This window comes from Pollutimonas thiosulfatoxidans (assembly GCF_004022565.1).
Taxonomy (GTDB): Bacteria; Pseudomonadota; Gammaproteobacteria; order Burkholderiales; family Burkholderiaceae_B; genus Pusillimonas_D; species Pusillimonas_D thiosulfatoxidans.
Map to the genome: position 1 here is coordinate 1,737,992 of NZ_CP022987.1, position 26,967 is coordinate 1,764,958.

Annotated in this window: 28 protein-coding genes and 1 tRNA gene; 16 read left to right on the forward strand and 13 right to left on the reverse strand. The window is 60.0% G+C overall.

The window, feature by feature from the left end; all coding sequences use genetic code 11:
• Window positions 1-162 precede the first annotated feature (162 nt).
• A complete protein-coding gene (locus CKA81_RS08260; RefSeq protein ID WP_128354887.1) occupies window positions 163-1,179 on the reverse strand; it encodes a LacI family DNA-binding transcriptional regulator in 1,017 nt (338 codons plus the stop codon).
• A gap of 145 nt (window positions 1,180-1,324) precedes the next feature.
• On the opposite strand from CKA81_RS08260, the gene zwf reads away from it, so the two are divergent.
• From zwf to CKA81_RS08280, 4 genes are read left to right on the forward strand one after another with little or no spacing between them, the layout of a single operon-like run.
• Complete coding sequence (gene zwf / locus CKA81_RS08265; RefSeq protein ID WP_128354888.1) at window positions 1,325-2,785, forward strand: glucose-6-phosphate dehydrogenase; 1,461 nt, start codon at window positions 1,325-1,327, stop codon at window positions 2,783-2,785.
• Window position 2,786: 1 nt separating this feature from the next.
• Entirely contained in the window at window positions 2,787-3,461 is a 675-nt protein-coding gene (gene pgl / locus CKA81_RS08270; RefSeq protein ID WP_128354889.1) for a 6-phosphogluconolactonase, read from the forward strand.
• Window positions 3,442-4,422 (forward strand): glucokinase, encoded by a 981-nt coding sequence (locus CKA81_RS08275; RefSeq protein WP_128354890.1) that lies wholly within the window; start codon window positions 3,442-3,444, stop codon window positions 4,420-4,422. Before pgl ends, CKA81_RS08275 begins: the two co-directional genes overlap by 20 nt.
• Entirely contained in the window at window positions 4,415-5,260 is an 846-nt protein-coding gene (locus CKA81_RS08280) for an SIS domain-containing protein (RefSeq protein WP_269467479.1), read from the forward strand. Before CKA81_RS08275 ends, CKA81_RS08280 begins: the two co-directional genes overlap by 8 nt.
• A 17-nt stretch (window positions 5,261-5,277) precedes the next feature.
• On the opposite strand, the gene CKA81_RS08285 is transcribed toward CKA81_RS08280, so the two are convergent.
• The 3 genes from CKA81_RS08285 to CKA81_RS08295 are packed head-to-tail and all read right to left on the reverse strand — an operon-like array spanning window position 5,278 to window position 7,793.
• Window positions 5,278-6,033: an SDR family NAD(P)-dependent oxidoreductase gene (locus CKA81_RS08285; RefSeq protein ID WP_128354891.1), complete on the reverse strand. Its 756-nt coding sequence runs from the start codon at window positions 6,031-6,033 to the stop codon at window positions 5,278-5,280.
• 17 nt (window positions 6,034-6,050) lie between these two features.
• Window positions 6,051-6,998, reverse strand: coding sequence for a 3-hydroxyacyl-CoA dehydrogenase (locus CKA81_RS08290; RefSeq protein ID WP_128354892.1), 948 nt, complete (start codon window positions 6,996-6,998; stop codon window positions 6,051-6,053).
• Window positions 6,999-7,010: 12 nt separating this feature from the next.
• Entirely contained in the window at window positions 7,011-7,793 is a 783-nt protein-coding gene (locus tag CKA81_RS08295) for an SDR family oxidoreductase (RefSeq protein ID WP_128354893.1), read from the reverse strand.
• Between the two features lie 69 nt (window positions 7,794-7,862).
• On the opposite strand from CKA81_RS08295, the gene CKA81_RS08300 reads away from it, so the two are divergent.
• Complete coding sequence (locus tag CKA81_RS08300; RefSeq protein WP_128354894.1) at window positions 7,863-8,912, forward strand: adenosine deaminase; 1,050 nt, start codon at window positions 7,863-7,865, stop codon at window positions 8,910-8,912.
• A 55-nt stretch (window positions 8,913-8,967) separates the two neighbouring features.
• Here CKA81_RS08300 and CKA81_RS08305 read toward each other — a convergent pair whose 3' ends face one another.
• Window positions 8,968-9,177 carry a cold-shock protein gene (locus CKA81_RS08305; protein WP_128354895.1) on the reverse strand — a complete coding sequence of 70 codons (210 nt, stop codon included), beginning with the start codon at window positions 9,175-9,177 and terminating at the stop codon, window positions 8,968-8,970.
• A 234-nt stretch (window positions 9,178-9,411) separates the two neighbouring features.
• Between CKA81_RS08305 and CKA81_RS08310 the strand changes: the two genes are divergently transcribed.
• Window positions 9,412-9,999 (forward strand): DNA-3-methyladenine glycosylase, encoded by a 588-nt coding sequence (locus tag CKA81_RS08310; protein ID WP_128354896.1) that lies wholly within the window; start codon window positions 9,412-9,414, stop codon window positions 9,997-9,999.
• Window positions 10,000-10,042: 43 nt separating this feature from the next.
• Here CKA81_RS08310 and CKA81_RS08315 read toward each other — a convergent pair.
• Window positions 10,043-10,119: transfer RNA gene (locus CKA81_RS08315), tRNA-Arg, on the reverse strand.
• Between the two features lie 100 nt (window positions 10,120-10,219).
• Here CKA81_RS08315 and CKA81_RS08320 point away from each other — a divergent pair.
• From CKA81_RS08320 to CKA81_RS08330, 3 genes are read left to right on the forward strand one after another with little or no spacing between them, the layout of a single operon-like run.
• Entirely contained in the window at window positions 10,220-12,727 is a 2,508-nt protein-coding gene (locus CKA81_RS08320; protein ID WP_128354897.1) for an NAD-dependent epimerase/dehydratase family protein, read from the forward strand.
• A gap of 59 nt (window positions 12,728-12,786) precedes the next feature.
• Window positions 12,787-13,707, forward strand: coding sequence for a phosphoribosyltransferase family protein (locus tag CKA81_RS08325; protein WP_128354898.1), 921 nt, complete (start codon window positions 12,787-12,789; stop codon window positions 13,705-13,707).
• A 60-nt stretch (window positions 13,708-13,767) separates the two neighbouring features.
• Complete coding sequence (locus CKA81_RS08330) at window positions 13,768-14,931, forward strand: alpha-hydroxy acid oxidase (RefSeq protein WP_269467480.1); 1,164 nt, start codon at window positions 13,768-13,770, stop codon at window positions 14,929-14,931.
• A gap of 3 nt (window positions 14,932-14,934) precedes the next feature.
• Here CKA81_RS08330 and CKA81_RS08335 read toward each other — a convergent pair whose 3' ends face one another.
• Complete coding sequence (locus tag CKA81_RS08335) at window positions 14,935-15,525, reverse strand: phenylacetic acid degradation protein PaaY (protein ID WP_128354899.1); 591 nt, start codon at window positions 15,523-15,525, stop codon at window positions 14,935-14,937.
• Between the two features lie 100 nt (window positions 15,526-15,625).
• Here CKA81_RS08335 and CKA81_RS08340 point away from each other — a divergent pair, with 100 nt between their 5' ends.
• Entirely contained in the window at window positions 15,626-15,952 is a 327-nt protein-coding gene (locus CKA81_RS08340; protein ID WP_128356688.1) for a YnfA family protein, read from the forward strand.
• Window positions 15,953-16,019: 67 nt separating this feature from the next.
• A complete protein-coding gene (locus CKA81_RS08345) occupies window positions 16,020-16,454 on the forward strand; it encodes a VOC family protein (RefSeq protein ID WP_128354900.1) in 435 nt (144 codons plus the stop codon).
• Between the two features lie 28 nt (window positions 16,455-16,482).
• Here CKA81_RS08345 and CKA81_RS08350 read toward each other — a convergent pair whose 3' ends face one another.
• Window positions 16,483-17,346, reverse strand: coding sequence for a c-type cytochrome (locus CKA81_RS08350; protein ID WP_128354901.1), 864 nt, complete (start codon window positions 17,344-17,346; stop codon window positions 16,483-16,485).
• An 18-nt stretch (window positions 17,347-17,364) separates the two neighbouring features.
• Window positions 17,365-17,769: a c-type cytochrome gene (locus CKA81_RS08355; protein WP_128354902.1), complete on the reverse strand. Its 405-nt coding sequence runs from the start codon at window positions 17,767-17,769 to the stop codon at window positions 17,365-17,367.
• A gap of 265 nt (window positions 17,770-18,034) precedes the next feature.
• Between CKA81_RS08355 and CKA81_RS08360 the strand changes: the two genes are divergently transcribed.
• The 3 genes from CKA81_RS08360 to CKA81_RS08370 are packed head-to-tail and all read left to right on the forward strand — an operon-like array spanning window position 18,035 to window position 21,905.
• Window positions 18,035-19,018 carry a cytochrome c oxidase subunit II gene (locus tag CKA81_RS08360; protein WP_164878366.1) on the forward strand — a complete coding sequence of 328 codons (984 nt, stop codon included), beginning with the start codon at window positions 18,035-18,037 and terminating at the stop codon, window positions 19,016-19,018.
• 14 nt (window positions 19,019-19,032) lie between these two features.
• Complete coding sequence (locus CKA81_RS08365) at window positions 19,033-21,558, forward strand: cbb3-type cytochrome c oxidase subunit I (protein ID WP_128356692.1); 2,526 nt, start codon at window positions 19,033-19,035, stop codon at window positions 21,556-21,558.
• A 5-nt stretch (window positions 21,559-21,563) separates the two neighbouring features.
• The gene (locus CKA81_RS08370) at window positions 21,564-21,905 is read left to right on the forward strand and encodes a hypothetical protein (RefSeq protein WP_128354903.1); all 342 of its coding nucleotides are present in this window, start codon (window positions 21,564-21,566) and stop codon (window positions 21,903-21,905) included.
• A gap of 2 nt (window positions 21,906-21,907) precedes the next feature.
• On the opposite strand, the gene CKA81_RS08375 is transcribed toward CKA81_RS08370, so the two are convergent.
• Window positions 21,908-22,522: a BPSL1445 family SYLF domain-containing lipoprotein gene (locus CKA81_RS08375; protein ID WP_164878367.1), complete on the reverse strand. Its 615-nt coding sequence runs from the start codon at window positions 22,520-22,522 to the stop codon at window positions 21,908-21,910.
• Between the two features lie 212 nt (window positions 22,523-22,734).
• Here CKA81_RS08375 and CKA81_RS08380 point away from each other — a divergent pair, with 212 nt between their 5' ends.
• Window positions 22,735-23,262, forward strand: a complete 528-nt coding sequence (locus CKA81_RS08380; RefSeq protein ID WP_128354904.1) for a cytochrome b — start codon at window positions 22,735-22,737, stop codon at window positions 23,260-23,262.
• Here CKA81_RS08380 and CKA81_RS08385 read toward each other — a convergent pair.
• Window positions 23,259-23,768 carry a DUF1993 domain-containing protein gene (locus tag CKA81_RS08385; protein WP_128354905.1) on the reverse strand — a complete coding sequence of 170 codons (510 nt, stop codon included), beginning with the start codon at window positions 23,766-23,768 and terminating at the stop codon, window positions 23,259-23,261. The genes CKA81_RS08380 and CKA81_RS08385 overlap by 4 nt on opposite strands.
• Window positions 23,769-23,850: 82 nt before the next feature.
• Entirely contained in the window at window positions 23,851-24,963 is a 1,113-nt protein-coding gene (locus CKA81_RS08390) for a magnesium transporter CorA family protein (RefSeq protein ID WP_128354906.1), read from the reverse strand.
• 158 nt (window positions 24,964-25,121) lie between these two features.
• Here CKA81_RS08390 and CKA81_RS08395 point away from each other — a divergent pair, with 158 nt between their 5' ends.
• A complete protein-coding gene (locus CKA81_RS08395) occupies window positions 25,122-26,579 on the forward strand; it encodes an NCS1 family nucleobase:cation symporter-1 (protein WP_128354907.1) in 1,458 nt (485 codons plus the stop codon).
• Here CKA81_RS08395 and CKA81_RS08400 read toward each other — a convergent pair.
• Complete coding sequence (locus CKA81_RS08400) at window positions 26,559-26,963, reverse strand: RidA family protein (protein ID WP_128354908.1); 405 nt, start codon at window positions 26,961-26,963, stop codon at window positions 26,559-26,561. The genes CKA81_RS08395 and CKA81_RS08400 overlap by 21 nt on opposite strands.
• Window positions 26,964-26,967: the final 4 nt, after the last annotated feature.

Here is a 26,967-nt window from a genome sequence, read left to right on the forward strand (position 1 = left end):
TTCTTGAATCCACGTTCATCCGCCGATACGCCAGAGCATAACGTAGGATGGCACTGAAACCGGTTTCAATAAAGGTGGCGAAGTAAAAAATTATAGCAGCAGATTTCACGTCGTCTCCGCCGGGAAGCAGATAAGGCCGGGTAAACCCCGGCATCACTGACGTCACCGCTGCGTCGAGCCCCGAGCATGCAGCGTGCCTGGCAGCAATATGCTGCGTGGGGCAGCTTGCAGACCTTGCAAGCGCTGCATCAGGCATTGCGCCGCCAGGCGCCCCAGTTCATCGGTCGGTTGCGATACGGCTGTGATGCCCGGCCCCACGTAGGGCGCCCACGGCGTGTCGTCGATTCCGACCAGGCCTATGTCGCCACCCAGCCGCCATCCCTGTCTGGCCGCGGCTGCAACGATGCGCAGGCTGACCACAGCGTTGCTGGACACCACCGCGCAGGGACCCTTCGCGCGCTGGCGCAACTGCAGCAAGGCCGCATCCAGTCCGCTGGGGTCTTCCGCACGACTTTCGTAACAGGCGCCGGTCGTGCCGGGGGTGGCATCCACGAACTGCGTAAAGGCCTGGACGCGCTCGATGCGCGAACTGACCGTGCCCAGCGGCTCAGTCACCAAGAGCAAGTCGCGATAGCCGGCTTCCAGCAAATGCCCCCCACTCAGTTCGATGGCCTGCCAGTTGTCCAGCGAGACGAAATCCACTTCCAGGCCGCGGTGCAGACGATCGACCAGCACGACCGGCTTGCCCTGGCGGGCTGTTTCAAGGGCTGCACCGGCATCGTGACCCATGGTGTTCAGGATAAAGCCTTCAACCTTGTACGAGGTCAAAGCCCGTATGCCGGCGCTTTCGCGCTCCAGATCATTGCCCAGGTTGAACAACATGACCAAGTACCCTGCTTCGCGACACGCGTGTTCCGCGCCGCGCAGCACGGCGACCGAATACGGGTTGGTGATATCTGCGACCACCAGACCAATCAGCCGCGAGCGACCCCGCTTGAGCGACTGCGCCATCGGGCTGGGCGAATACCCCAGCTCGGCTACAGCCAGTTCAACGCGTCGCGCGATCTCGGGCGTAAGCAAGGTTTCGCGGTGATTGAAGAAACGCGACACCGTTGCCTTGGACACCCCGGCCCGGCGCGCCACATCCGCGATGGTGCTGCGTTCACTTTCTTTAGTCATGCTGCAAGGATACCCAAGCGTTGTTTGTTACGAGCTCGTAGCCAATCGTACAGGATACTGGCGCTCGGGCGCGAAGGGCTTTACAAGCTCGGCCAGCTGTAGCTTAATTACAGAAAGCTGCTTCCCACTTCGCAAGGACTTTTACATGGCCACTACCCCCGCCTTCGACATGGTCTTCTTTGGCGGAACGGGCGATCTGGCTCTGCGCAAACTCATCCCCTCTCTTTATCAGGCCCATAAGGCGGGCGCCCTGAACGACGATGGCCGCATCGTCGCCTTGGGCCGGAAAGCGTTCGGCCTGCAGGGCTACCTGGCGCTGCTGGAGGAACGGGTAAGGCCGCGCCTGGGCGTGGACTACGATGAACTGACCTGGAGCAGCTTCATCAAACGGCTGCATTACCAGACACTGGACGCCGGCAATCTGCCGGACTTCGAGTCGCTGGCGGCCCTGCTCGGTTCGGATCATGGCCGCGTCACCGTTTGCTACCTGGCGACAGCCCCGCAGCTATTCATACCGATTTGCCGTCAATTGGCAGCCATAGGTCTTAATCATCCTAACGCGCGCGTGGTGCTGGAAAAGCCATTGGGACACGACCTGGAATCGTCCAACGCGATCAACGCCGCCGTTGGCCAGTGGTTTGAGGAGAACCAGATCTATCGCATCGATCACTACCTGGGCAAGGAGTCGGTGCAGAACCTGATGGCGGTGCGCTTCGGTAATACCCTGTTCGAACCCCTGTGGCGACGCGAGTGGATAGACAACGTCCAGATCACCATCGCGGAAGAACTGGGCGTGGAAGAACGCGGCGAGTTCTACGATCGCACGGGCGCCCTACGCGACATGCTTCAAAGCCATTTGCTGCAGTTACTGTGCATCGTGGCCATGGAGCCACCGGCCAGTCTGTCGGAAGATGCGATACGCGACGAAAAACTCAAGGTACTGAAATCGCTCAAGCCTTTCACCCCTGAAGACGTGCTGAGCAAAACCGTCCGGGGGCAGTACCGCAGCGGTGCCATCAAGGGCATGCCGGTGGCGGGCTATCGCGACGAACACAAGGTGGCCCCGGACAGCAACACCGAGACCTTCGTCGCCATGCAGGCAGAAGTTTCCAACTGGCGTTGGGCGGGTGTGCCGTTCTTTTTGCGCACGGGTAAACGGATGCAGGAGCGCGTCGCCGAGATCGTGATCAACTTTCGCGATGTGCCCCATGCCTTGTTCCCCATGCCAATAGGCCTGCATTCGGCCAATCGCCTGGTGATCCGACTGCAGCCCAAGGAAAGCGTGCGCCTGTATTTCCTTGCCAAAGAACCCGGCGACGCCATGAACCTGCAGTCCACCTATTTGAATCTGGACTTCCATACCATGTTCCAGGCGCGATGGGCTGACGCCTACGAGCGCTTGTTGCTGGACGTCATACGCGGCCGCCTGGCCTTGTTCATGCGGCGAGACGAACAGGCGGAAGCCTGGTGCTGGGTCGAACCCATACTGGCCTGCTGGGCGCAGCATGCCATCGCACCTAAAACCTATACTGCCGGCAGTTGGGGGCCAGCCGCATCCAGCGGCCTGCTCTCGCGCGCCGGCATCGTATGGCATGAAGAGAGCTGATATGTGGCATGAATTTACATCCAGCGCGGACTGCGTCGACGCCATGGTGCGTGACATCGGCAAGCAGCTGCAGCGCGAAGTCAACGAAACCGGAACCGCCACCTTGGCGGTGTCGGGCGGACGCTCACCCATTCCATTGTTCCAGGCGCTGGCACAGACCGAGCTGCCCTGGCGGCAGATCACTGTTGCGCTGGTCGACGAGCGACACGTGCCGCTTGACCATCCGGACAGCAACGAGAAACTGGTACGCAGCTATTTGCTGCAAAACAAGGCGGCCCAGGCGAAATTTGCGGGACTGGTAAGCGACCCCGACGACATCGCGGCCAGCGTGTCCCAGGCCAATACACAGCGCAATGATCTAACGATGGTGATTTTGGGCATGGGCGACGACGGCCATACGGCCTCGCTGTTCCCCGAGGCGCCGCAGTTGGCGCAAGGGCTTGCGCCAGATCAGGTCAAACGCTATCTGCATATGACGCCTGGGACGGCCGCGCATGAGCGCATCAGCATGACGCTTGCGGCAATGCTGGGCAGCAAACGGATAGTGCTGGCCATCGCTGGCGAGCACAAGCGACGTGTTTACGAAGCAGCCGCCCAACAAGTCACACGAACGCTGCCCATCAGCTATGTCATTGCCCAGAAGGGAGTTCCCCTAGATGTCTATTGGCATCCCTGAGCGGCCGCCGCGCCTGATTGCCGATATTGGCGGCACGCACGCGCGCTTCGCGCTGTGCACCTCCATACTCGACATCTCGCATGTCAGTGTCCTGGCTGTCGCGGACTTCGCTTCCATTACGGAGGCCATCCGGCACTACCTGGCCACCCATGGCAACCCGGCCATTCTGGAAGCCGCCATCGGTATCGCCAACCCGGTACTGGGCGACCATATCCAGATGACGAACTTCCCTTGGGAGTTCTCGATAGAAACGGCGCGCCGGACGCTGGGCCTGAACAGCTTGCATGTCATCAATGACTTCACCGCATTGGCGTTAGCGCTGCCCCACCTGGACGCCGCAAACCTGGTACCTGTTGGCGGCGGATGCAGTGTGCCGGGCACGCCGCTGGGCGTACTGGGTCCGGGTACCGGCTTGGGCGTCTCTGCACTTGTCCCCACCCAATCCGGCGGATGGGCACCCTTGGCCGCCGAAGGCGGGCATGTCAGCTTCGCGCCGGCTGATGAGCGCGAACTTATGCTCTGGCAAGCTGCACGGCAAGCCCACGGCCATGTATCCATGGAGCGCATGCTGTCGGGCCCGGGGCTAGAGTTCATCTACAACACCCTATGCCGCCACCATGATCGCGAGCCGCGCCTGCAAACCGCCGCCGCCATCAGCCGCGACGGCATGGACGGCGCGGACGATCTCAGTCGCTGGGCGCTGGACGCCTTTTGCGCCATCCTTGGCACAGCCGCCAGCGACCTGGCCGTCACCTTGGGGGCACGGGCTGGCATTTATATCGGTGGCGGCATTGTGCCCAAGCTGGGCAGCTACTTCCTGCAGTCGCCCTTCCGTCAGCGCTTCGAAGACAAGGGAAGGTTCTCGGCTTATCTGGCCGCCATCCCCGTCTTCGTCATCACCGACGATCATCCCGCACTGCTTGGTGCCGCCGCTTATCTGGACGCCTATCTGAATGACTAATCCCTTGCTGGCAAAAATCGAGCAGCAATTGCCCATGTTCAGCACGGCAGAGCGCAAGGTGGCCCAGTTGATTCTGGAGCAGACCCACGGCGTGGCCAAATCTGCGCTGGGCGATGTTGCGCATCTGGCACAGGTGAGCGAACCCACGGTCATACGATTCTGCCGTTCCATGGGTTACCGCGGCTGGCCCGACTTCAAGATCAAGCTGGCAGCCGGCCTGATGGCGGGCGTACCCTACGTGCACTCTTCGCTGCGCGAAGACGATGGAACAGCGGTGCTGGCGGCCAAGGTGCTGGACAACGCCGTGTCCGCGTTCTTGCGCGTGCGCAATGAGATCAATGCCGACCATCTGGACGCGGCCATCGACCTGATCGCCGCCGCCCGCCGGGTCGAGTTCTACGGCGTGGGTAATTCCGGCATCGTGGCAAGCGATGCTCAGCATAAGTTTTTTCGGCTGGACCTCTGCACCGTGGCGTATTCGGACAGCCATGTGCAATTGATGGCGGCCTCGCTGCTGGGGCCGCGCGACGTCCTGGTTGCGATTTCGCATTCAGGTCGCTCACGTGCTTTGCTGGACGCCGTCAAGGTGGCCCTGAAAAACGGCAGCCCGGTTGTCGCCATCACTGCATCGGGCACGCCGCTGGCCGAAATGGCAACAGTGATGCTGCGCGCCGACACGCAGGAAGACACCGAAGTCTACAGTCCCATGATCTCGCGCCTGGTCCATCTGGCCCTGATCGATGTGCTGGCATTGGGGGTTGCCCTGAGGCGCGGCAAGGAAGCCAGCCGCACACTGGAAAAAACCAAGAAGAGCCTGGCACAAGCGCGCCAGGCTTGACGGGTGCGCTTGTGCGCTTACATGCAGGCTGTCATGCCGCCATCCACGGTCAGGACTTGGCCGGTCACGAAGCCGGATTCTTTTGCAGCCAGAAACACCAGGGCCGAAGCGATGTCTTCGGGTTCGCCCCAGCGCTTCTGCGGCACCCGGTCATAAAGCCAGCTTGTGAACTCGGCGTCATCCCATAATTTGCGGGTCAGTTCGGTCTTGATATAGCCCGGGGCAATGGCATTGATTGTGATGCCGGATTCGGCGAGCTCGGCCGACCATTGCCGCACCAGCCCATGCAGGGCGGACTTGGCGGCCGTATAAGCCGTGATACCCGGCCGGCCGAGAAAGGCCGTAACCGATCCGGTAAACACGATGCGCCCATAATTCTGCTTGACCATATGGCCGGCAATGTGTCGCCCCAATGCCCACTGCGAGGTCAGGTTGGCAAAGAGCACACGCTCGAAATCAGCCAGGGCAACCGACAGCAGCGGCTCGCGGTGCTGGATGCCTGCATTGGAATAAAAGATGTCTATCTTGCCTACGTCGGCCAGCAACTGGTCGACCGCCGCGGTGGCCTGGGGAATATCTGCAATATCGAAAGGCAGCGCACGCGCCTTGATGCCCTGCTCGCACAGCGCGGCTGCGGTTTGCTGCAATGCCTGGCCATCCCTGCCATTAAGCACCACTGTTGCGCCCTGCCGACCCAAGGCCGTGGCCGCTGCCAGTCCTATACCACGAGAAGAGCCGGTAACGAGTGCTACCTGACCGGTAAGATCGAACATGAGTTTCCTTGAAAAAGTTAAGAGGTTGCTGCGTCTTGCGAGATCTCGGCCTGGCGCTTATGAAGCAACAGCGCCATCAGGCGTTCGTCGCGCCACAGGCGACGCTCGAGCAGGTCGGCAGCTGGCAACAAAGCGCGACGCTGCTGGTCTACCGTGTGCACCAGGGCGGGATCCCAGGCGTCGATCGATGTCTGTTCTTGCGCGATGTCCTGAAACATGCCCCCGTAGCGATTACAGTAATCGGCCACACCCTCCGGAGCATTCAGATCTATGGTTTCGAATGGCCCCATGAAGGCCCAGCGCAGTCCGAGCCCATCCTTGACAGTCACGTCCAGGTCTTCCACGCTGACGTAGCCGCCTTGCACCAACCGGAATGCCTCGCGCAGCAAAGCACCCTGCAGACGGTTCAGCACAAAGCCGCGCAGCTCTTTGTTGACCGTAACGGGCTTCTGACCTATTGCCTGCATGATGTCACGGGCTTTTTCGATGATGGCGGGATCCGTCCACGGTGCACCGCAAAGCTCGACGACCGGCACCAAATATGGCGGGTTTACCGGATGAGCAACCAGGCAGCGGGACCGGCCCGCCAAGTGTTCGGAGAACGCCGAGGCCGGGATACTGGAGGTGGAACTGGCCAGCACAGTTTGTGGGCCGGCCAGCGTATCCAATGTGCTGAAGAACGTTTGCTTCAGTTCGAGCACCTCGGGCAGGTTTTCCTGTACATAGTCGGCGTCCTGCAGGGCGAGCGCCAGGTCTGGCACCGCTTGTATGCGCGCCATTACCGCTTGCGCATCGTTCAGTAGCCCACGGTTTTCCAGCTCGTTCACCTGGCGCGAAATCAGTGTCGTCGCCCGTGCAAGCGCGGCCTCGTCGCCATCCCACAAGCGCACAGCGCAACCGCCGCGGGCAAAGACAATAGCCCACCCCTGGCCGATGAGGCCGGCTCCAGCAATGACAATATTCATGGTGGCTCCGGCTTAGACCAGGGTTTGCGTGTGGCCGTCAACGACCAGCGCCTGGCCACTGACGCTGGCGGCCGCCCCGCTGGCAATGAACAAGGCCATATTGGCAATGTCGCGAGCAGTGACCATACGGCCCAGCGATACGTGCTGGGTATAAAGCGTGGTCATTTCCTCGACTGATTTTCCGGCCTCTTTCGCCTTGGCTGCAATGACGGCACGTATGCGATCGCCCTCGACCGCACCGGGCAAGATAGCGTTGACTCGTATGCCGAACTCACCCAACTCAATGGCAAGCGTCTTGGTGAACCCTACGGTTGCCCATTTCGACGATGAATAAGGCGAGCGTCCGGCGTACCCCAGATGGCCGGCGACCGACGACATGTTGATCATTACGCCGGCATCAGACTGCTTGAGCAAGGGAATGGCCCGCCGCGCACACAGGAACTGGCTGGTGATGTTCACGGACAGCGTTCGGTCCCAGTCTGCAAGACTTAAGGTTTCCAGCTTGCCTGTGGGGCCGGCTATGCCCGCGTTATTGATCAGGATGTCCAGCCCGCCCAGCGCCTCGCCGACTTTGGCAAATAACGCATCTACCGCAGCCTCGTCGGAAACGTCGGCTACGGCAGTCTGCAACTTGGGCAGCTCTTTTCGCGCCGCCGTCAGCGCGGTCTCGTTGATGTCGCAAACGAATACATCGCACCCCGCCGCAGTGAACACCCGCGCCATCTCCAGGCCCAGGCCACTGGCGCCGGCGGTAATCAATACCCTTTGGTCTTGCATGCTTATGTCGTCGAACATCGGTGTCTCCACGTTGTATGTACTCGCTATACTATCCAGTGCGGCTATAGACCACAAGGAGGGGCAGCCATGAGCGCAACGGCCGACGTCCAGGCATTGACCACATTTATCCGGGGGCTGCCCAAGGCCGAACTGCATCTGCATATCGAAGGCACACTCGAGCCCGAACTCATTTTCGCACTCGCCCAGCGTAACGGCGTCGCCTTGTCTTATCCGTCCATATCGGCCTTGCGGGCGGCCTACCAGTTCGAGGATCTTCAATCTTTTCTCGACCTGTACTACGCCGGTGCCAGCGTCCTCATCACCGAGGACGACTTCTATGACATGACCATGGCGTATATGCGTCGGGCCCAGGACGACGGCGTGCTGCATGCAGAGATCATGTTCGATCCGCAAACCCATACGTCGCGCGGCATCAGCATGGCCACGATCTTTTCAGGCATTGCCCGAGCGCTGCGCGAAACACGCGCCACCACCGGAATCACCAGTTATCTGCTGCTTAGCTTTTTGCGTCATTTGCCCGAAGAGGAAGCCATGGCAACGCTGGATGCCGCCCTGCCGCTACGCGAGCAATATCAGGATCTATGGATAGGCGTTGGCCTGGACTCCGCCGAACGCGGCAATCCGCCGGCCCGCTTTGCGCGCCTGTACGATCGCTGCGGCCAGCTGGGCTTTCGCCTGACGGCACACGCCGGCGAAGAAGGCCCAGCAGCTTATGTGCAAGAGGCGCTTGATACTTTGGGTGTGGAACGCATCGACCATGGCGTACGCTCGGAAGAAGATGCCGCCCTGATGGCGCGCCTTGCAGCGCAGCGCATACCCCTTACCGTCTGCCCCTTGTCCAACCTGAAGCTGCAAGTGGTCGACGACATGCGCCAGCACAATCTGGCTCGCATGTTGCGACAGGGAATCATGGTAACGGTAAATTCGGACGACCCGGCCTACTTTGGCGGATACATCGCAGACAACTATCTGGCCAGTGCCTTGAGCCTGGACTTGACGCGTGACGAACTCGGTACGCTGGCACACAACAGCATCAGCGCATCGTTCCTGCCCGAGGCCGAGAAAGCCGCCCTGCTGGAAAAATTGACGGTTTATCTGGAGTCTTGCAAGATCTGACCCCATCAAGCAAAAAGCCCACCGCGAGGGTGGGCTTTTCTAATCTAGCAAGTTATTAGATAACTTGGATCGATTTGGCTTGAGGGCCTTTTTGGCCTTCGGCCGCTACGAAGGAAACGCGTTGGTTCTCTTCGAGCGATTTAAAGCCTGTGCCGATGATGTCTGTGTGATGGGCGAAAAGGTCTTTACCACCCGATTCAGGCTTGATGAAACCAAAGCCTTTTTCGTTGTTGAACCACTTCACAATACCGGTTTCTGTTTGCATTTTTTGCAATCCCTAAAAATATAAGAGCGACATGCTCTAAATAGAAGACTGTCAAGGTGTAGAGATTTGAGCAAAAAAGTACTGTACTGATACTGGTACTGGATTGTACTAACTTCAACGAACTTGAAAATCTAGAACGTATAGTATAGCCAGGCCGCAGCCACGTCAACAATAAGTGCAAACTTTATGTGGGGTGTGTGTGGCTATTTGGTATCAATCCATAACAGAGAAAATATGACGTCGGCGCGCAAGCTTCCTCGCAGTTTTTATGACCGTGACACCATCCTGGTGGCACCTGATTTACTCGGCAAGCTTTTGGTACGCAATACCCCGGAGGGCCCGCGTATCGGACGCATAGTGGAAGTGGAAGCTTACCTCGGTCCGCATGACCTGGCCGCTCACACTTCCAAGGGCTTGACGCCCCGAACCCGAGCCATGTTCGGCCCACCCGGGCACGCCTATGTGTACCTGATCTATGGCATGCACCACTGTATGAATGTCGTCACCGAACCGGACGGCACCGGCGCCGCCGTACTACTGCGCGCGCTGGAACCTGTCGCCAACCTATCCGACAACACCCGGGGTCCCGGCAGGCTATGCAAGGCCATGGGGATCGACAAGAGCTACTACGGCCATGATCTTTGCAGCGATGACTTTTTTATTGCGGAAGAACAAGGCGCCCAGTCCCCAAAAATCGCCACGAGCGCTCGGATAGGCGTGGACTACGCTGGAGAGTGGGCAGAAAAACCGCTGCGCTTCTATATAGAGGGCAATGCTTATGTGTCCCGGGTGCCTTCAAGAAAGACCCCAGCAAACCCGTAGGCACAAACAGGAAGGGGCTTTCCTTTCGGAAAGCCCCTAATTCTGGCGCGGCTGGCAGGATTCGAACCCACGACCCCTTGGTTCGTAGCCAAGTACTCTATCCAACTGAGCTACAGCCGCTGCAAAAGAGGCGTAACTATAACATAGATTTTTGCCTGCGTCGCGTCGCTTTCCGGGCCGGCAGTCTGCCGAACAGGCATGCCAATTGCCGGCCGGGGTCATGCCCTCTCATCCCCCTGCCCCACACGCCAACGCGCCGGCCGCGGACGGGAAACCTGTGGTCGTCATCACCGGCGCGTCCGGCAATCTTGGCCGTACCCTGGCGGCCAGCCTGAGGGATGACTATCGCCTGGTGGGGCTGGATCGCGATGAGGACGACACCCTGGGCTTTCCCTCGTTTGCCGTAGACCTTGCCGACGATGATTCGGTTGCCCACGCCATCGAACACATTGCCGACTTATGCGGAAGAAAGCTCGCGGCGGTCATCCACCTGGTGGCCTATTTCGATTCTACCGGCGAAGACAACCCGCTATACCAAACCGTCAACGTGGATGGCACGCGCCGGATGCTGGAGGCCTTGCGCGATTTTGAGGTGGAACGCTTCATTTACGCCAGCACCATGCTGGTACACGCGCCCTGCAAGCCTGGCGAGCACATAGCCGAAACCGACCCTTACGGTCCACTGTACATCTACCCGCAATCCAAACTGCAGGCGGAACAGATCATACGTGAAGGTCACGGCGACATGCCCTACGCCATCCTGCGGTTTGCAGGAGTCTATGACGAGGAGACGGTGGTCCCCACGCTCGCGCAGCAGATCGCCCGCATCTATGAGCGCGACTTTCAGAGCTACTTCTATTCGGCTTCCACGCTGGTGGGCCAGGCCATGTTGCACCGGGACGATATGGTGGATGCCGTTCAACGTACCTTGGCATGCCGGCGCGAGCTGCCCGCTGATACGGTGCTGCTCATCGGCGAATCCGACGCGCCCGGATACGACGCCTTGCAGGACGAGATCGGTTACCTCATACATGGGCAGGACGATTGGCCCACCTTGCGGGTGCCTAAAACCCTGGCCACTGCCGGCGCCTGGCTGCAAGCCCGCATGGAGCCGGCCGTGCCGGATGCGCTGGACCAAGGCGAAGAGCCCTTCATCAAGCCTTACATGATCGCCATGTCGGATGCTCATTACGCGCTGGACACACGTCGCGCGGAGCGCTTGCTGGGATGGCGGCCGGCACACAGGCTGAAGGAAACCCTGCCCGCCATTGTCGAATCGCTGAAGCGCGATCCGGTAGCCTGGTATAGGCGAAACGGCATGACGCCACCACCCACCATTGCCGAGGCTGCGCAGGCGTCGCAGGACAGCGAGCGGTTGCGCGTGCAGAACGAGCAGCAGTATCGTCAGGAGCTTTCAGCCTACCGCTGGCCGCATTTCGTGAATATGGCGCTGGGCACGTGGCTGCTTACCCAAGGCCCCTTGATCGGTGTGGTCGAACCGGGGTTGCGATGGACGGAAAGCCTGCTGGGCTTGGCCCTTATTGTTTTTGCGGCATTGTCACTCGGCTGGCAAATGGGTTTTGCGCGTTGGGTCTGCGCGGGCATAGGTGCTGTCGTGATGGCCGCGCCGTTTGTCTTCTGGACCGGGAATGCGGCCGCCTATCTGTCCGACACCCTGGTGGGAGGGCTGATCCTTGGCCTGGCTCTGGCCACTCCGCCCGAGCCGGGGCTTAGCCCACTGGCGCGGATGACCGGCCCCGACACCCCGCCGGGGTGGGACTACAACCCCTCGGCCTGGACGCAACGGGTGCCCATCATTGCGTTGGCGCTGGTCGGGCTCTATGTTTCCCGCTACCTGGCCGGTTACCAGCTAGGCCATCTGGAGACGGTATGGGAGCCCTTTTTTCTGGGCAACCCCGCCGATCCGCGCAACGGCACCGAAGAGATCATCACGTCCAGCGTTTCAGAGGCCTGGCCGGTATCCGACGCGGCGCTGGGCGGCTATACCTATATGCTGGAAATCCTGACCGGCATCATTGGCTCACGCGCACGCTGGCGCACCATGCCTTGGCTGGTGGCGCTATTTGGACTGATGATCGTGCCGCTAGGCATCGTATCGATCACCTTCGTAATCATCCAGCCCATCGTCATCGGCACCTGGAGCACGCTGGCGTTGATCGGCGCCGCTGCCATGCTGCTGCAAATACCCTATTCGCTGGACGAGCTGCTGGCAGTTGCGCAGTTCATGCGCCGTCGCATGCAAGCCGGGAAAAGCATGTTGCGTGTATTCCTGTTCGGAGACACGGACGAGGGAGAACGCACTGCCCGCGACGATGAGTTCGACCGCCCGGCCGGGACGGTCCTTGGCGAGATACTGCAAGGCGGAGTGCATTTGCCCTGGACGCTCTGGTTGGCCGCAGCGCTAGGCGCTTGGCTGATGCTTACCCGTGTGACATTGGGCACGGAAGGGGCTATGGCCAATGCCGATCATGTCATCGGCGCGCTGGTGCTGACGATCGTATCGATCGCGGCGGCGGAAGTGGCGCGCACTTTGCGTTTCCTGTTGATACCGCTGGGTGTGGCCCTGTTGATTACGCCCTTCGCTTACGAGTCGAACGCCGTGCAGACTGGTGCCAGCCTGATCGCGGGCCTTGCCCTGGTCGCGCTGAGCCTGCCGCGCGGGCACATCCAAGGACAGTACGGCCGCTGGAATCGCTGCATACGATAGGCCATGGTGCAGCGTACCGCTGCGCTAGAATGCCGGGGAGCCGTTGACTGGAGTCCCGCATGAACGCCGCCCTGCCTTATGACTATGCGCATATCGAAACCCTGGTTTCCGGTTTTGTGCCGCAATGGCGGGCGCTGGGCTACGGCGCGGTGGTGGCCATCGCCCGGGGCGGCCTCTTTCCGGGCCTGATCGCCTCCACAGAGCTAAGCTTGCCGCTGCATGCGCTGGCCTATGCCCGCAATACCCGCAAGGTCTCTTGGTACACCGTCGACCAGCCCTCCCCTGCATCAAAAATCTTACTGGTCGAAGACATCGCCGGTCGTGGCACGACCCTGGTGGACTGCCTGGATTTTCTGCGGGCTCGGGGCCATCAAGTCGACGTTTTTGCGCTGGCCTACGATGCCCAATCGCGCATCAAGCCCGACTTTGGCATTGAGGTGCCATCCGGACTGCGTGCCTGGTTTCCGTGGGAGCGCACCTCCATAACCGAAGCCTTCGCCGCGACCGACAATGAACCGACACGTCCGGAACACGAGTACGCCTCGTGGGCGATCGACCTGGATGGAATTCTGCTGATGGACCTGCCCGAAGACAGCTACGCACAAGCCTTGCACGAAACGCTGGCACAACGCGATCTGCTGCTGCCCAACGCCGTGCTGCCTGGCCTGCATTTAGAGAACATCACCATCATTACGGGCCGGCCCGAGCAGGACCGCAGTCGTACGCAAGCCTGGCTGCAACAGCACGGCTTCCATGGCCCCCTGGTCATGAGAGACGAAACGCGCTATACGCCGGCGCAAACTTCCCAGCACAAGGCCGAAGCGCTGATGGCCCGTTGTCACACGCACTTCATAGAAAGCGACCCGGTCCAGGCACTGGATATTGCCTATCGAGCCAAGGTGGCACGGGTGATATGGTGGAACGGCGGCAAGGCCTTGCGCGTACATGCCAGCGATGCCAGCCGGCTCGACCTTGCCTGACGCGCGAACAGCTGCGACTTGTAGTATCTTTCAGGACGTTGCATTAACAGGAGCCCCGACGTGCCCACCCCATCGAAAATGACTTGTGTCGAAGACTTCCGCCAACTGGCAGAGCGGCGCGTGCCCCGGATGTTCTACGACTATGCGGACTCGGGTTCCTGGACTGAAGCGACCTACCGCTCCAACGAAGAAGACTTCCAAAAACTGAAGTTTCGACAGCGGGTCGCCGTCAATATCGAGAAGCGCACCCATCGCTCGTCCATGATAGGTATTGATGTCGCCATGCCGGTGGCCATAGCGCCCACCGGCCTGACGGGCATGCAGCATGCGGACGGCGAGATCCTTGGCGCCCGTGCCGCCGAAAAGTTCGGCATCCCGTTTACGCTGTCCACAATGAGCATCTGCTCCATCGAAGACATCGCGGCGCACACGCACAAGCCCTTCTGGTTTCAGTTGTATGTCATGCGCGACCGCGACTTCATCGAACGCATTATTGACCGCGCCAAGGCAGCAAACTGCTCCGCGCTGGTGATCACACTGGACCTTCAAGTGCTGGGCCAACGCCACAAGGACATTCGCAACGGCTTGTCCACCCCACCCAAACCGACCCTGGCCAACCTGGTGAACCTCGTTACCAAACCGCGTTGGTGCATGAGCATGCTGGGCACCAATCGTCGCACTTTCGGCAATATCGTCGGTCATGCCAAGGGTGTGGGCGACTTGTCGTCCTTGTCTTCCTGGACAGCGGAACAGTTCGATCCGCGACTTAGCTGGAACGATCTCGAATGGATCAAGAAACGCTGGGGCGGAAAAATCGTGCTGAAGGGCGTCATGGACGAACAAGACGCCCGCCTGGCCGTGGAATCGGGCGCCGATGCCATCGTCGTGTCCAATCACGGTGGCCGGCAACTTGATGGCGCTCCGTCCTCGATCTCCGCCCTACCGGCTATCGCACATGCGGTTGGCAAGGACATAGAAGTGTGGATGGACGGTGGCATACGGTCGGGCCAGGACGTCTTGAAAGCCATCGCACTGGGCGCAAGAGGCACCATGATAGGCCGCGCCTTCCTGTACTCATTGGGCGCCATGGGCGAGGCGGGTGTCACACGCTGCCTGCAAATGATCGCCAACGAACTGGACATCACCATGGGGTTTTGTGGCCATACGGATATCCACAATATCGACCGCTCCATCCTGCTGAACGGCAACATCTTCGATCGGTAGCGCTCAGCGGGCCGGGTTGATTTGCTCTGCTTTCAGGCGTGGTCGATCGGCTTCGGGCTGGCGCAAAGGCTCTACAGCCTGCATGGTTTGCAGACAGCGCCGGGTCAGCAACTGATACTGACGTGTGCCATAAGACTTGTGCGCAACGTCGTCGTCGGAAAGCTGCCGAAGAACCCGGGCAGGGGCCCCCACGACCAAGCTGCGCGGCGGAATCTGCATGCCCGCCTTGACGAAGGCCATGGCCGCCACGATGCTGGACTCACCAACGACTGCCTGATCCATCACGACAGCATTCATGCCTACCATGGCATTGCGTTGCAGGGTGCAACCATGCAGCACGGCGCCGTGGCCGACATGGCCGTCAACATCGATCACGGTGTCGTTCTCGGCCACGCCATGGACGACACAGGTGTCTTGCACATTGCTGCCTTCACACATCACTATCCGCCCGAAGTCTCCACGCAAGCTGGCCAGCGGGCCAACATAAGCGCCCGGGCCAATGATGACATCGCCAATCAGTACCGCAGTGGGGTGCACGTAGGCGGTGGGATCGATGACCGGCGTAATGCCGTTGATGGCGTAGACTTTCAACATGGAGTCGCTCCGACAAGTTAACGAGGCACTGTACCAGCAGGAAAGTGCGACACGCAATATTGAATAAAGGATACCCGCCATGATCCACGGCTCCACCGCCCTGGAACTGCTTCGGATCGCCGGCCTGTTTGCCATCACGGCAGTAGCGGAAATCGTGGGCTGCTATTTGCCCTGGCTGGTGCTGCGACAAGGCAAGAGCCTGCTATTGCTCTTGCCCGCCGCCATGTCGCTGGCCTTGTTCGTCTGGCTGCTGACCTTGCATCCCACGGCCGCTGGCAGAACTTACGCCGCTTACGGCGGCATGTATGTGGTGGTGGCCTTGCTATGGCTACGCTACATCGAAGGGGCGGCGTTGACGCGATGGGACATCAGCGGCGCCGCCGTTGCCCTGGTGGGCATGGCCATCATCGCCCTTCAGCCGCACTGAGGGTTGTGCAGCTCGATCCGCTGGTAATACCATTTAGAACTTCACCACCCTGACAAGGAACTCGTTCATGGAAACAATGGAATTGCATCGCGGACGTTTAATCGACCACATCCAGCTTGTGGTCCAGGATCTTGCCGCCAGCCGGCGTTTCTATGCCGCTGTCCTGGACGTCCTGAACATACCCATCAGCGGTACCGCAGACGGCTTTTTCTGGGCTGATGAACTGGTGATTTCCAGCGCCGACAGCCCCGCCGCAACGGGTCAACTGACCGGTAGGCATCATCTGGCTTTCCAGGCTCGGGATCAAGCCATGGTCGATGCCTTCCACCAGGCAGCGCTCGCCCACGGCGGCAAGGATAATGGTGCGCCGGGCTTTCGTGATTACCATCCCAGCTATTACGGCGCCTTTGTGCTCGACCCGGACGGCAACAACATCGAAGCGGTGTTTCATGGCGAAGCCAAGCGCAGCGCGCCGTCAGTACATATAAGCTTCGAGGCCTGACGCCCGCCTACAAACGCTCGCGGCATACCTACTTGCCGTCGTCCAGCCTGTACAGAAACGCGGTGATGTCGCGGGCGTCCTGGGCGGTTACGCCCAGGTCTGGCATTGCAGTCAGGGGGTCGACCTTGGTGGGATCGCGCAGCCATCGTTCCATGTTTTCCGCGGTGTTGGGCAGCACGCCGGCTATGTACTGCTGGTTCGCAATGCCAGCCAGCGAGGGCCCGACATGGCGATGCGCGCCGACGACGCCCGGTATGACATGGCAAGTGATGCACAGATACTGCTGCAAGGCTTGCTTGCCCGCCCCGGCATCGGCAAGCCGCAAGTCCGGCGACGACGATCCCGCAGCATCGGCCGGTGAGGCGACCAAGGGAGCATGCTGCTGGCTCCAATCGCGATAATCGGCCGGCGACAAGGTGGGCAGCACTTTCATGAAGGCCACCACGTCCCATATTTGCTCGTCCGTCATCCGATACTGCCAGGCCGGCATGCCGCTCATCTTGATGCCGTGCCGGATGACCCAATGGATTTCCGTTGCCGGCCACTCGCGTGCGGTAGCAACCAAAGACGCCGGCGCGGGCGTCAAGCCGAGCGCGAACGGTTCCGGGGCGACGCCCGGGGCGCCATGGCACTGCACGCATTGCGCGCGGAAATGCCTGAAACCACGGACGATACGATCCGAGTCATCCAGAACGGGCACTTCAACACCTGTAGTACGCAGTTTGACTGAGCGTCGCAGGGAAGTCTCGAGCAAGTTGTAGACGAGAGTCGTGTGCTGAGTGGTCGCGCTGACATCATAGACGCCGGTATAGACAACGGCGCCGCCCAACAGGGCCGCCAGTGCAGCCGCCACTGCCAGGGTAATGCCAACAACGCGCCTCCTAGTCGTCATGTGCGTATGCCTGTTGGGTCAGTGCAGCGTTAGCAAATAGGCCGCGATGTCTTGCGCTTCGGCCACGCTCAGGCCCACGTTCGGCATGGTGGTACGTGGATCGACGGCCGGCGGATCAAGCAACCACCGCAGCAGGTTGTCGGGCGTATTGGCAAGCACGCCTCCGACGTAAGCACGCAAGGCCATTTTATCCAGCGTCGGCCCAACCCGTGATGCCGGAGCCCGTACGCCCGGCACCGTGTGACAGGCCACGCAGCCGTAGTCCTGAACCAATTGGCGTCCGTGAGCGACATCGGCATCCGCCCACGGATGCAACGGCCCCACCGACGCCAGCGGCGGGCGTGCTTCCCCGCAACCCGTCAGTAGCACCAGGGCGATCATGCCCAACAGGTGCTGACATCGAATAGCGGGAGGGCTGAGCATGAATAGGTTTCGTCGAATAGGGTCCAAGCGGACAGCAAGTTCTTTGCCAACGATAAGCTGAGCGCCTAAGCCACACCGTCAACCGACCGTAACGGGACTCCATGTAATTCGAAGGCGGAAATGTGTAATTTTTACAACGCAGAACGCCCAGACGGCCAGCGCACTCAGTCACAGAGTCCAAGTACGCCTTCGGTACGCAATGTGCTAGCCCGATCAGGCCTTCCGTCGAAGCTCGCAGCGACTAACTTCCAGGCCTAGCCCCTACATGCCTTGTACGCGTCTATTTGGATTGCTCGCCTTCCTGCCGCTCCCCTTGCAGGCCGGCGTGCAGTCGGCCTTGCACCCGCAAAGCGAGAGTGCGGGACGCGTCGCGGAGATCACCTGGGTGCTGTTTACGGGCGGCGCCATCATTTTTGTGCTGGTCGGCATCCTGCTGGCCCTGGCGCTGTGCGGGCCACCTCGCCTGCGCGTTCTGCTACGCCAACCTTCCTTGGTTGTGGGCGGCGGGATCATCTTTCCCGTCGTTGTGCTGACTGCCCTGTTGATCTATACGCTGAGCGCCGGATCAACGATGCTGAAGGCCGACACGCCCCCTGCGGCCCGAATCGAAGTGGTCGGCGAGATGTGGTGGTGGCGCGTACGCTATCTGGATAGCGAAGGGCTGGCCTTGTTCGAGACGGCAAACGATATCCGGATGCCGGCGGGGCTGCCGGTAGAACTCGTGCTGAAGTCCGATAACGTGATTCACAGTTTCTGGGTGCCCAACCTGGCGGGCAAGCTGGACATGGTGCCGGGGCACGTCAACCGGCTGCGTATCCAGGCGCAAGAGCCGGGCTTGTTCCGCGGCCAGTGCGCGGAATATTGCGGCGCCCAGCATGCCAAGATGATGGTCGACGTACAGGTGCTGTCCGCCGATGACTTTCAGTCGTGGGTTGCAAGCCAGCGCGAGCCCGCCCATGAGCCCGCCGGCGCCACGCTGGCACTGGGCAAGCAGGTGTTCATGCAGAACTGCGTCCAGTGCCACGCCATACGCGGAACGCTCGCGAATGGCACCTCCGGCCCCGACCTGACCCATGTGGGCAGCCGCCTGTCGTTGGCAGCCGGGGTGCTGCCCAACAATGTGGGTGCGCTCGCCGGCTGGATTGCAGGCAGCCAACATATCAAGCCGGGCAACGCCATGCCTTCGTTCAATCAGTTGTCCGGCGAGAATCTGCGCGCCGTCGCTCAATACATGGAAAGCCTCCAGTGATGCCCCAGAACCCCATGGCAGAATCAACGCAGGCCTTGCCCAATTCGCTTCCGAGGCCGGAAGGAGAACTGGAGGAACTACAGCGCGTCTGGCAACGCCCCACCGGCTGGCGGCTGCTTACCGTCGTCAATAACAACTACGTCGGCCTGCTCTATATCGGCACGGCCATGCTGTTCTTCCTGCTGGCCGGCGTACTGGCCTTGCTGATGCGCGCGCAACTGGCCGTACCCGACAACGATCTGATCGGCCACGAACTCTATAACCAGTTGTTCACCATGCATGGCACGGTGATGATGTTCCTGTTCGCCGTGCCGGCAGTCGAGGCGATGGCCGTGCTGCTACTGCCCAATATGCTGGGCGCTCGCGACCTGCCGTTTCCGCGCTTGTCGGCCTATGCCTACTGGGCCTACGCCGTGGGCGGTATCGTGTTCTTCTGCAGCATCTTTGCCGGACTGGCGCCGGACGGCGGCTGGTTCATGTACCCGCCGCTGACCAGCTCCGCCTATTCGCCGGCGCTTAACGCCGACCTGTGGCTGCTCGGCATTGGGTTTATCGAGATCTCGGCCATCGCGGGGGCGATCGAGCTGGCAGTGGGCATCCTGCGCACGCGCGCTCCCGGCATGTCGCTGGACCGCATGCCAATATTTGCCTGGGTCATGCTCGTGTTTTCGGGCATGGTCATCATTGCTTTTCCAGCGGTGATTGTCGCCACGGCCCTGCTGGAACTGGAACGCGCCTTTGACCTGCCCTTCTTTATTGCGCAGCGCGGCGGCGATCCGCTGCTATGGCAACATTTATTCTGGTTCTTTGGCCATCCCGAGGTCTACATCATCTTCCTGCCCGCGGCCGGCATGGTTTCCATGATCATTCCCGCCATGGCCGGCGTTCCGCTGGTGGGCTATCGCCTGATTGTGCTGGCGGTGGTTGCCACTGGCTTCTTGAGCTTTGGCCTGTGGGTGCATCATATGTTTGCCACCGGTATTCCCCAGCTGTCATTAAGCTTTGCCTCGGGCGCCAGCATGGCTGTATCGGTGCCAACCGGCATACAGGTATTCGCCTGGATCGCCACGATCGCCGCCGCCGTTCGCTTGCGCCCATTAAAAACGCCGACGCTGTTTATTCTGGGCTTTTTCTTCATCTTTGTGCTGGGCGGCCTTACCGGTGTCATGGTGGCGGTGATCCCCTTCGACTTGCAGGCACATGACAGCTATTTTATCGTCGCACATCTTCATTACGTGTTGTTTGGCGGTATGGTCTTCCCGCTGTTCGCCGCCTTTTACTATTGGACGCCCTTTGCCAGCACACGCGCGCTGTCCGAACGTCTGGGCAGATGGGCGTTCTGGCTCATGTTCATCGGGTTCAACGTCAGCTTCTTTCCCATGCACATCACCGGGCTGGCGGGCATGCCGCGGCGCGTCTACACCTATGCGGACAGCTATGGCTGGGGCTTGCTGAATCTGGTATCGACCGTAGGCGCGTATATGATCGCTGCCGGCGTGCTGGTGTTTTTGGTCGACCTGGCCCGAAACTTTCGGCCCACCGGCGGAGAGAACGCGGGCAACGTCTGGCAAGCCGGCACGCTGGAATGGCTACCCAACGGTTCTTTCGGCCCGCGCAGCGTGCCCTTCGTAAGCAGCCGCGAACCTCTATGGGACCAGCCCAACCTGGCTGAAGACGTCAAGGCGGGGCGCTATTACCTGCCCAATGCGCCCACAGGCCGGCGCTCCACCCTGGTTACCAGCCCACTACAGGCGCGCCCGCAGTATGTGCTGGAACTTCCCGGCCCCGGTTGGTCGCCCTTGTTGGCCGCCCTGGGCACCGCCGGATTCTTCCTGCTATTGACCTTCAAGATGAAGCTACTGGCGGCCGTCTGCGGCTTGCTGGCGATTGTGATGATATGGCGCTGGCTGTGGGATGCAGACTCCGGCCCCATCCCCTCCCCGGTCGACATCGGCGGCGGCCTGCGCCTGCCTGCAATATGTCAGGGCAGTAGCGCTCACTCCTGGTGGGCGATGATCATACTGGTCATGGTGTGTGCCAGTATCTTCAGTTCGCTGCTGTTCGCCTACCTGTTTTTATGGACGACCTCTCCAGAGGTATGGCCGCAAGCTGAACAATTGCCCGGTACAGGGCTACCGCTGTTGTCCGCAGCTCTTTTGCTGGGCAGCAGCGTAATGTTGGCGGCAATAAGTCGCCAGCTAGCGGATGGCCACGAGGGGCTGTTGCGGCTGGGCGTGCCCTTGGCGATCTTGATGACGACGCTTGCGATAGGGCTGGAGGGCTACGGACAATGGCAAACCGGCTTGCGCCCGCAAGATAGCGGCTATGCCGCAGCGGTCTATGCCATGGTGGGATTGCAGGGCTTCTATGGGATTGTGCTGTGCCTGATGGGCAGTTTTACGGTGGCTCGCTCGTTGGCGGGGCGGCTGGGCTCACGACGGGCCACCTTCGACAACACCATGATCCTGTGGCATTTCGCCGTCGCGCAAGGCGTGTTGATCCTTGCCGTGCTGCATGGCTTTCCACGACTGGTCGGGTGATCATCATGCACAACAGCTTCTCACGCAGCTTCTTGTTCATGCTTGCCGGCCCGCTGATCTGGGCGGCGCACTTTCTGTTCATTTATAGCGTCAACGGCATCGCTTGCGCCCGCCCCGCACTGATGCACGCGTGGGCTGGCATCCCGATATCGTCATGGATCATCCTGGGCGCGAGCCTGCTGGCGCTTGCGGCCATGGCGGCCATCTACGTCCGGGGCCGAACGCAAACGCCAGCCACCAACGACCCAGGGTTTCTTCCGTGGGTCGCCGGCATGCTGGCCTTGCTTTCCGCCGTGGCGGTCATTTGGGAGACCATGCCGGTGTTGCTGCTGCCGGCATGCAGTTGACACTACTTGGCTTTGCCCGTGCCGCCATCATCGATGCGGTTGACCTTGGTGCCTTCCAGCGACACACCGGCCATCAAACCAGCATTCGTCATGACGAAACCAACCACCGGCTCGCGCAGTGTATTCAGGTCCACAGAACCGTTGGCGCTGAGGTTGGCAACCGCAACCGTGGCATCGACGCCGGCGGTCCATCCGCTGCTGGCAAGAAATTTGTCGAGCGCCTCTTTCGTCTTGAAGACGAAGATGATTGCCTTGGACTGAGCGCCCAACTGGAACCCGAACGATCCGCTGGATGTGCTGTAGTAGCCTTTGTTCTGGCCCTTGACCCTAAGCACGCCATCGCCATGCTCGGCACCAACCACCACACTGGCACCAATAACTCGGGGGAAGATCAGCACGCCGGCGGCCTGCGAGACCAATTGCCGTGAATTGGGCGCCACGTCGTACAAACGCTTCAGGGCTGCGTCGGCACGTGTATTGATGTCTTCTCGGTTTTCGATGCCAGACTGATGGTCTCGGGGCAAGGTTGTGGTGCACGCAGTCAGTGCGAGTGCAGACGTTGCCAGGGCCACAGCGACCAGAACGTTGCGGGGGATAAGGGATGTTTTTATTTTCACAGTTTTCTCCAGGTATGGACGGGGGGAACCCTCGTCCAGTGCGCTCGACACGGGCAAATGCCGTGCCCGCCACCGGCCATGCCAGTCTCCAGCAGTCGCGCAAAAGTGTCAACTGCCCAAACGAGTGCAAAAGGCACCGCCTTGAACATTTGATACAAATGAGCAGGAAACTGATACATTGAGTTCTCCCTGGGCCTGAAAAGGAATGAGCCATGCGCAACGACACACCGAGCCACTACAGCGGTACTACGCGTTTTCTTCATTGGGCCATGAGCCTGCTGATTATTCTGCAGTTCATGAAGCTGGGTGATCGCATCAATGATGGCGAGCACTGGGTAGGACAAAACATCGTCCCCTGGCATATTTCCGTTGGCGCTCTTATTTTTGTACTGGCTCTGTTGCGCTTATGGTGGGCACTGCGGCAACGTCCGCACAGACCACAACCCGAGGCAATGCCCGCCTTGGTCAGGCTAGGCCACAATTTGCTGTATGCCTGTATGCTGCTACTGCCTATCACCGGCATTTGCACCATGCTGGGCGGCGGCTACGGCCTTACGGTATTCGGCATTAACCTGGTGGCCGAGACCGAAGTCGAGATCCCCTGGCTGGCTGCAATCGGAAATCTGCACTCGTACATCGCCTGGACATTCGTCGCCCTGGTCATCGGTCATATTGCTGCGGCGCTATTCCATCATTTTGTCAGGCGTGACAGAACACTGCGCCGCATGCTGGGTAGTTAGTAAGCGCCCATGTAATCACGCTTGCCGATGGCCAGCCCGTTGTGGCGCAGGATGTCGTAGGCGGTGGTTACGTGGAAGAAAAACTGGGGCAGGCCATACCCGGCCAGGTAGGCCTGACCCGTTAGTTTCTTTTCTTTGGGCGTGCCCGGGCGCAGAACAATCTCGCGCCCAGCGCTATCGGCAAACTTCGCAGCGTCGACACTATCCAGGAAAGCCAGCGTCTGCGTCAGAAGCGCGTCAAGGTCGGCAAAACCCTGTTCATTGCCTTCGTATTTGGGCACGTCCATACCTGCCAGTCGCGCAGAAACCCCGCGCGCAAAGTCCGCAGCAGTCTGGACCTGCTTGATCAGCGGGAACATGTCGGGAAACAGCCGCGCCTGCAGCAAGGCGTCAGGGTCTATAGATTTTTCGGTCACGTGTGCGTCGGCCCGGGCCAATATGGCTTGCAGGGCAGTCAACATCTGCTTGAACACGGGAACGGAGTAGGTGTACATCGGTTGGGTCATGTCGTTCCTTTATTGAACTTTACAGGAGCGGCCTGCGGCGAAGCGCAATGCCGGATCAGCCAATGACTATAGCAGGTGCAACTTATTCAACCGGGCTGGACGTCAGATACCGCTTTCGGCCCAAATAGGCGAACAGCACCACGGCAATAAAGACCATGGCGGCCACGGCCCACCAGAATCCGTCAGCCTGGTGCAGCCACGGTATATATTCGAAGTTCATGCCAAAAATTCCGGCGATCAGATTCAGTGGCAGGAAAACGGCCGTCACCGCCGTCAGCGTGCGCATCACATCGTTGGTACGATTGCTTTGAATATTGAAGTGAATCTGCACCGCTGTTTCGGCGCTCTGCTCCAGTTGCTGAACATGATGCGACACGCGCTCAATATGCTCGAGCACGTCGCGGCTGCGTACCAGTAATTGATCGTGTTCGTGCTGCGCCAAGGGGGTCTGGGGCGCGGGCCGATCTTCCAGTACATCCATCCAGCGGTCCATGGCGTTGCGCTGATCGTCGCAAATGTCATACAGGTGGTGCAGCGCCTGCCTGGCTTTCAGCAGCCCCTCCCAGTTGTCGAAGCGTACATTGGGTCGCAGCAGGCGCTGCTGCCAATGGTCCAGTTGACGGGTCATGACCTTGCGCAGGTCCAGATAGCCATCAATGGCCAGGCTGACCACGCGCAACATCAGTTCGGCCGGCGAGTCCGGCAATCTGGCCGTCCCAACCGTAGCGCCAACGGAGGCAGCGGGCAGATGGCCTGATTCTGCGTTGGCCAACTGCTTCAAGCGCTTCACATACGCGGCCAGAATGCCGCAGCCCGCGGGATGCACGCTAAGCAGGACCCGGTCGTAAGCCACGAAGCCTATCGGCATCGTCTGCACCTTGCGGGTTGTGGGTAACTGCCCTGTCGTGGACGCATCGCCATCGGCCAACTTGCGAATGACCAACATGTCGTAGACCGAGGTGTAGTCAAAATGTGACGGCAGCTGCGTATTAAGCAGATCAGAGACATGCAGGTCCAGCAAGGGCATACCGGCCCATTGCGCCAGCCAGGCCTGCGCTTGGGCAATATCTTGCGCGAAGCTATCGCGCTCGAAAGCCAGCCACACGAAGCCATCTTCTGGAACGGCCGCAGGCAACTCGGTTAGGGCCTCTATGGATTTGTCGGGTCGGATCAAAAAGGCGCGCAAACTCGTCATTGGTATTCCTTGGTGCATAGTTGGCTTCATCATATCCAACACGCCAATCAAAAAACACTACCGTCCAGGAAAACTTCACGGTAGACTGAAGCGCACCAGTACCGCGGCATCCGGCAACACCCAGCAGCTTCCAAAAAAATTGCAATGAGGGGAACCCGATGAATGATGATCTCGCCATCAAGCATATCGATCAATCGCTGCACAACGACGACCTGGCACCCTTGCCGCACGACAAACGAACGTGGACCTGGTTTGAAATCTTTAACGTCTGGTCCAACGACATCCAAAGCCTGTTCGGCTATACCTTGGCAGCTACGCTTTTTATCTCATACGGCTTAAGCGGCACCTCGGTATTTGCCGGCATTATCCTGGCCGGGTTCATCGTCATGGTGCTGGTCAATTTGTCGGGCAAACCCAGCGTACGCTATGGCATTCCCTATCCTGTGATGGCCCGCGCCAGCATGGGCGTGCGGGGCGCCAACTTTCCGGCATTGGTGCGCGGGATCGTCGCCATCTTCTGGTACGGGGTGCAGACCTATTTTGCGTCAACGGCGGTGGCCCTGCTGTTGCGGTCAGTGTTCGATATTTCCGGCGGCGCCACCTTCCTGGGCATGACAACAGTCGACTGGATCTCCTACACCTTTGTGGCGCTCTTTCAGGTGCTGTTGTTTCTACGCGGCATTATCTGGATCACTCGCTTTTTGAACTGGGCAGGCCCCCTGGTCTACCTGGTAATGGTAATACTGCTGGTGCTGATCTGGATGGAAGCCGGCAGCGGCCTTCCCCACGAAGTTGACCGTATCTTCGCGGGCTCTGGCACCTACGCAGGTGGTCCCGTGGCCGCCTTCTTTGCCGTCGTGGGCACCATGGTGGCGTATTTCGCGGCAGTCGTGATCAACTACGGCGACTTCTCCCGCTTCGTCAAGTCGGACGGCCACATGCGGCTGGGCAACTTCCTGGGACTGCCGGTCGGGCTCGCATTTTTCTCTTTTCTTGCCTTGTTCATCACGGCTGGGACTGCGGTAATTTTTGGCGAGACCTTAACCAACCCCGTGGACATCGTCGGCAAGGTCGATAACCTGTTGCTGACCGTCGTGGCCGCCATCACCTTCTTTGTTGCCACCGTCGGCATCAATCTGGTCGCCAACTTCATCCCGCCCTCTTACGACCTGGCCAACCTTTCTCCTGGCCGCATCAGCGCGCGCACCGGCGGCTTCATCGCCGCCTTCATCGCCTTCTTTATTGGTGGCTTGTGGATAGCCGTCATCAGCAAAATGGGGATAGCCGGCTTTGTCGATACGCTGGGCGCCTTGCTTGCGCCGCTATACGGCATCATGATCGTCGACTATTACCTGATACGCCGCCAGCAACTTGACGTCCAGGATCTCTTCTCGGCCGACCCTGCGGGCAAGTACTACTTTGATAAGGGCTGGAACAAAAAAGCCATGCTGGCGTTCGTGTTGGCGGCGATATTTTCCGTCGCGTCAGTGTGGACACCGGCCTTGCAGGCATTGTCGGGATTCGCCTGGTTGATAGGCGCTTTCATTGGCGGGCTGCTGCACTATCTGCTGATGCGCAAGGCGGTATCGCCCCTGTCAGCCGCCGGTAGTGTCTGATACCTTGGCAATAACCTTGATCTCGAAGTCGAAGCCATAAAGCCAGGTAACGCCCACGGCCGTCAAAGTAGGATGCGGTGCCTGGCCCCAGTATTCTGGCACGACCTTCCAGATAGCTTCGAACTTCGATTCAGGGTCGACAATAAAAACCGTTACGTCGATCACATCGTCGAAAGAGCTACCCGCAGCGTGCAGGATCCCGTTAAGGTTATCGAAGGCGCGCCGAATTTGCGTCTCTAATTCGGGTTCGGGCGAGCCATCGTCGCGGCTGCCCACTTGTCCGGACACGAACAAAAAGCCGTTGGAGCGAATTGCAGGTGAATACCGGTTCCGCTCGTAAAGCTCTTGCCTTCCGGGTGAAAAAACCACATCACGTTTAGTCATCAAC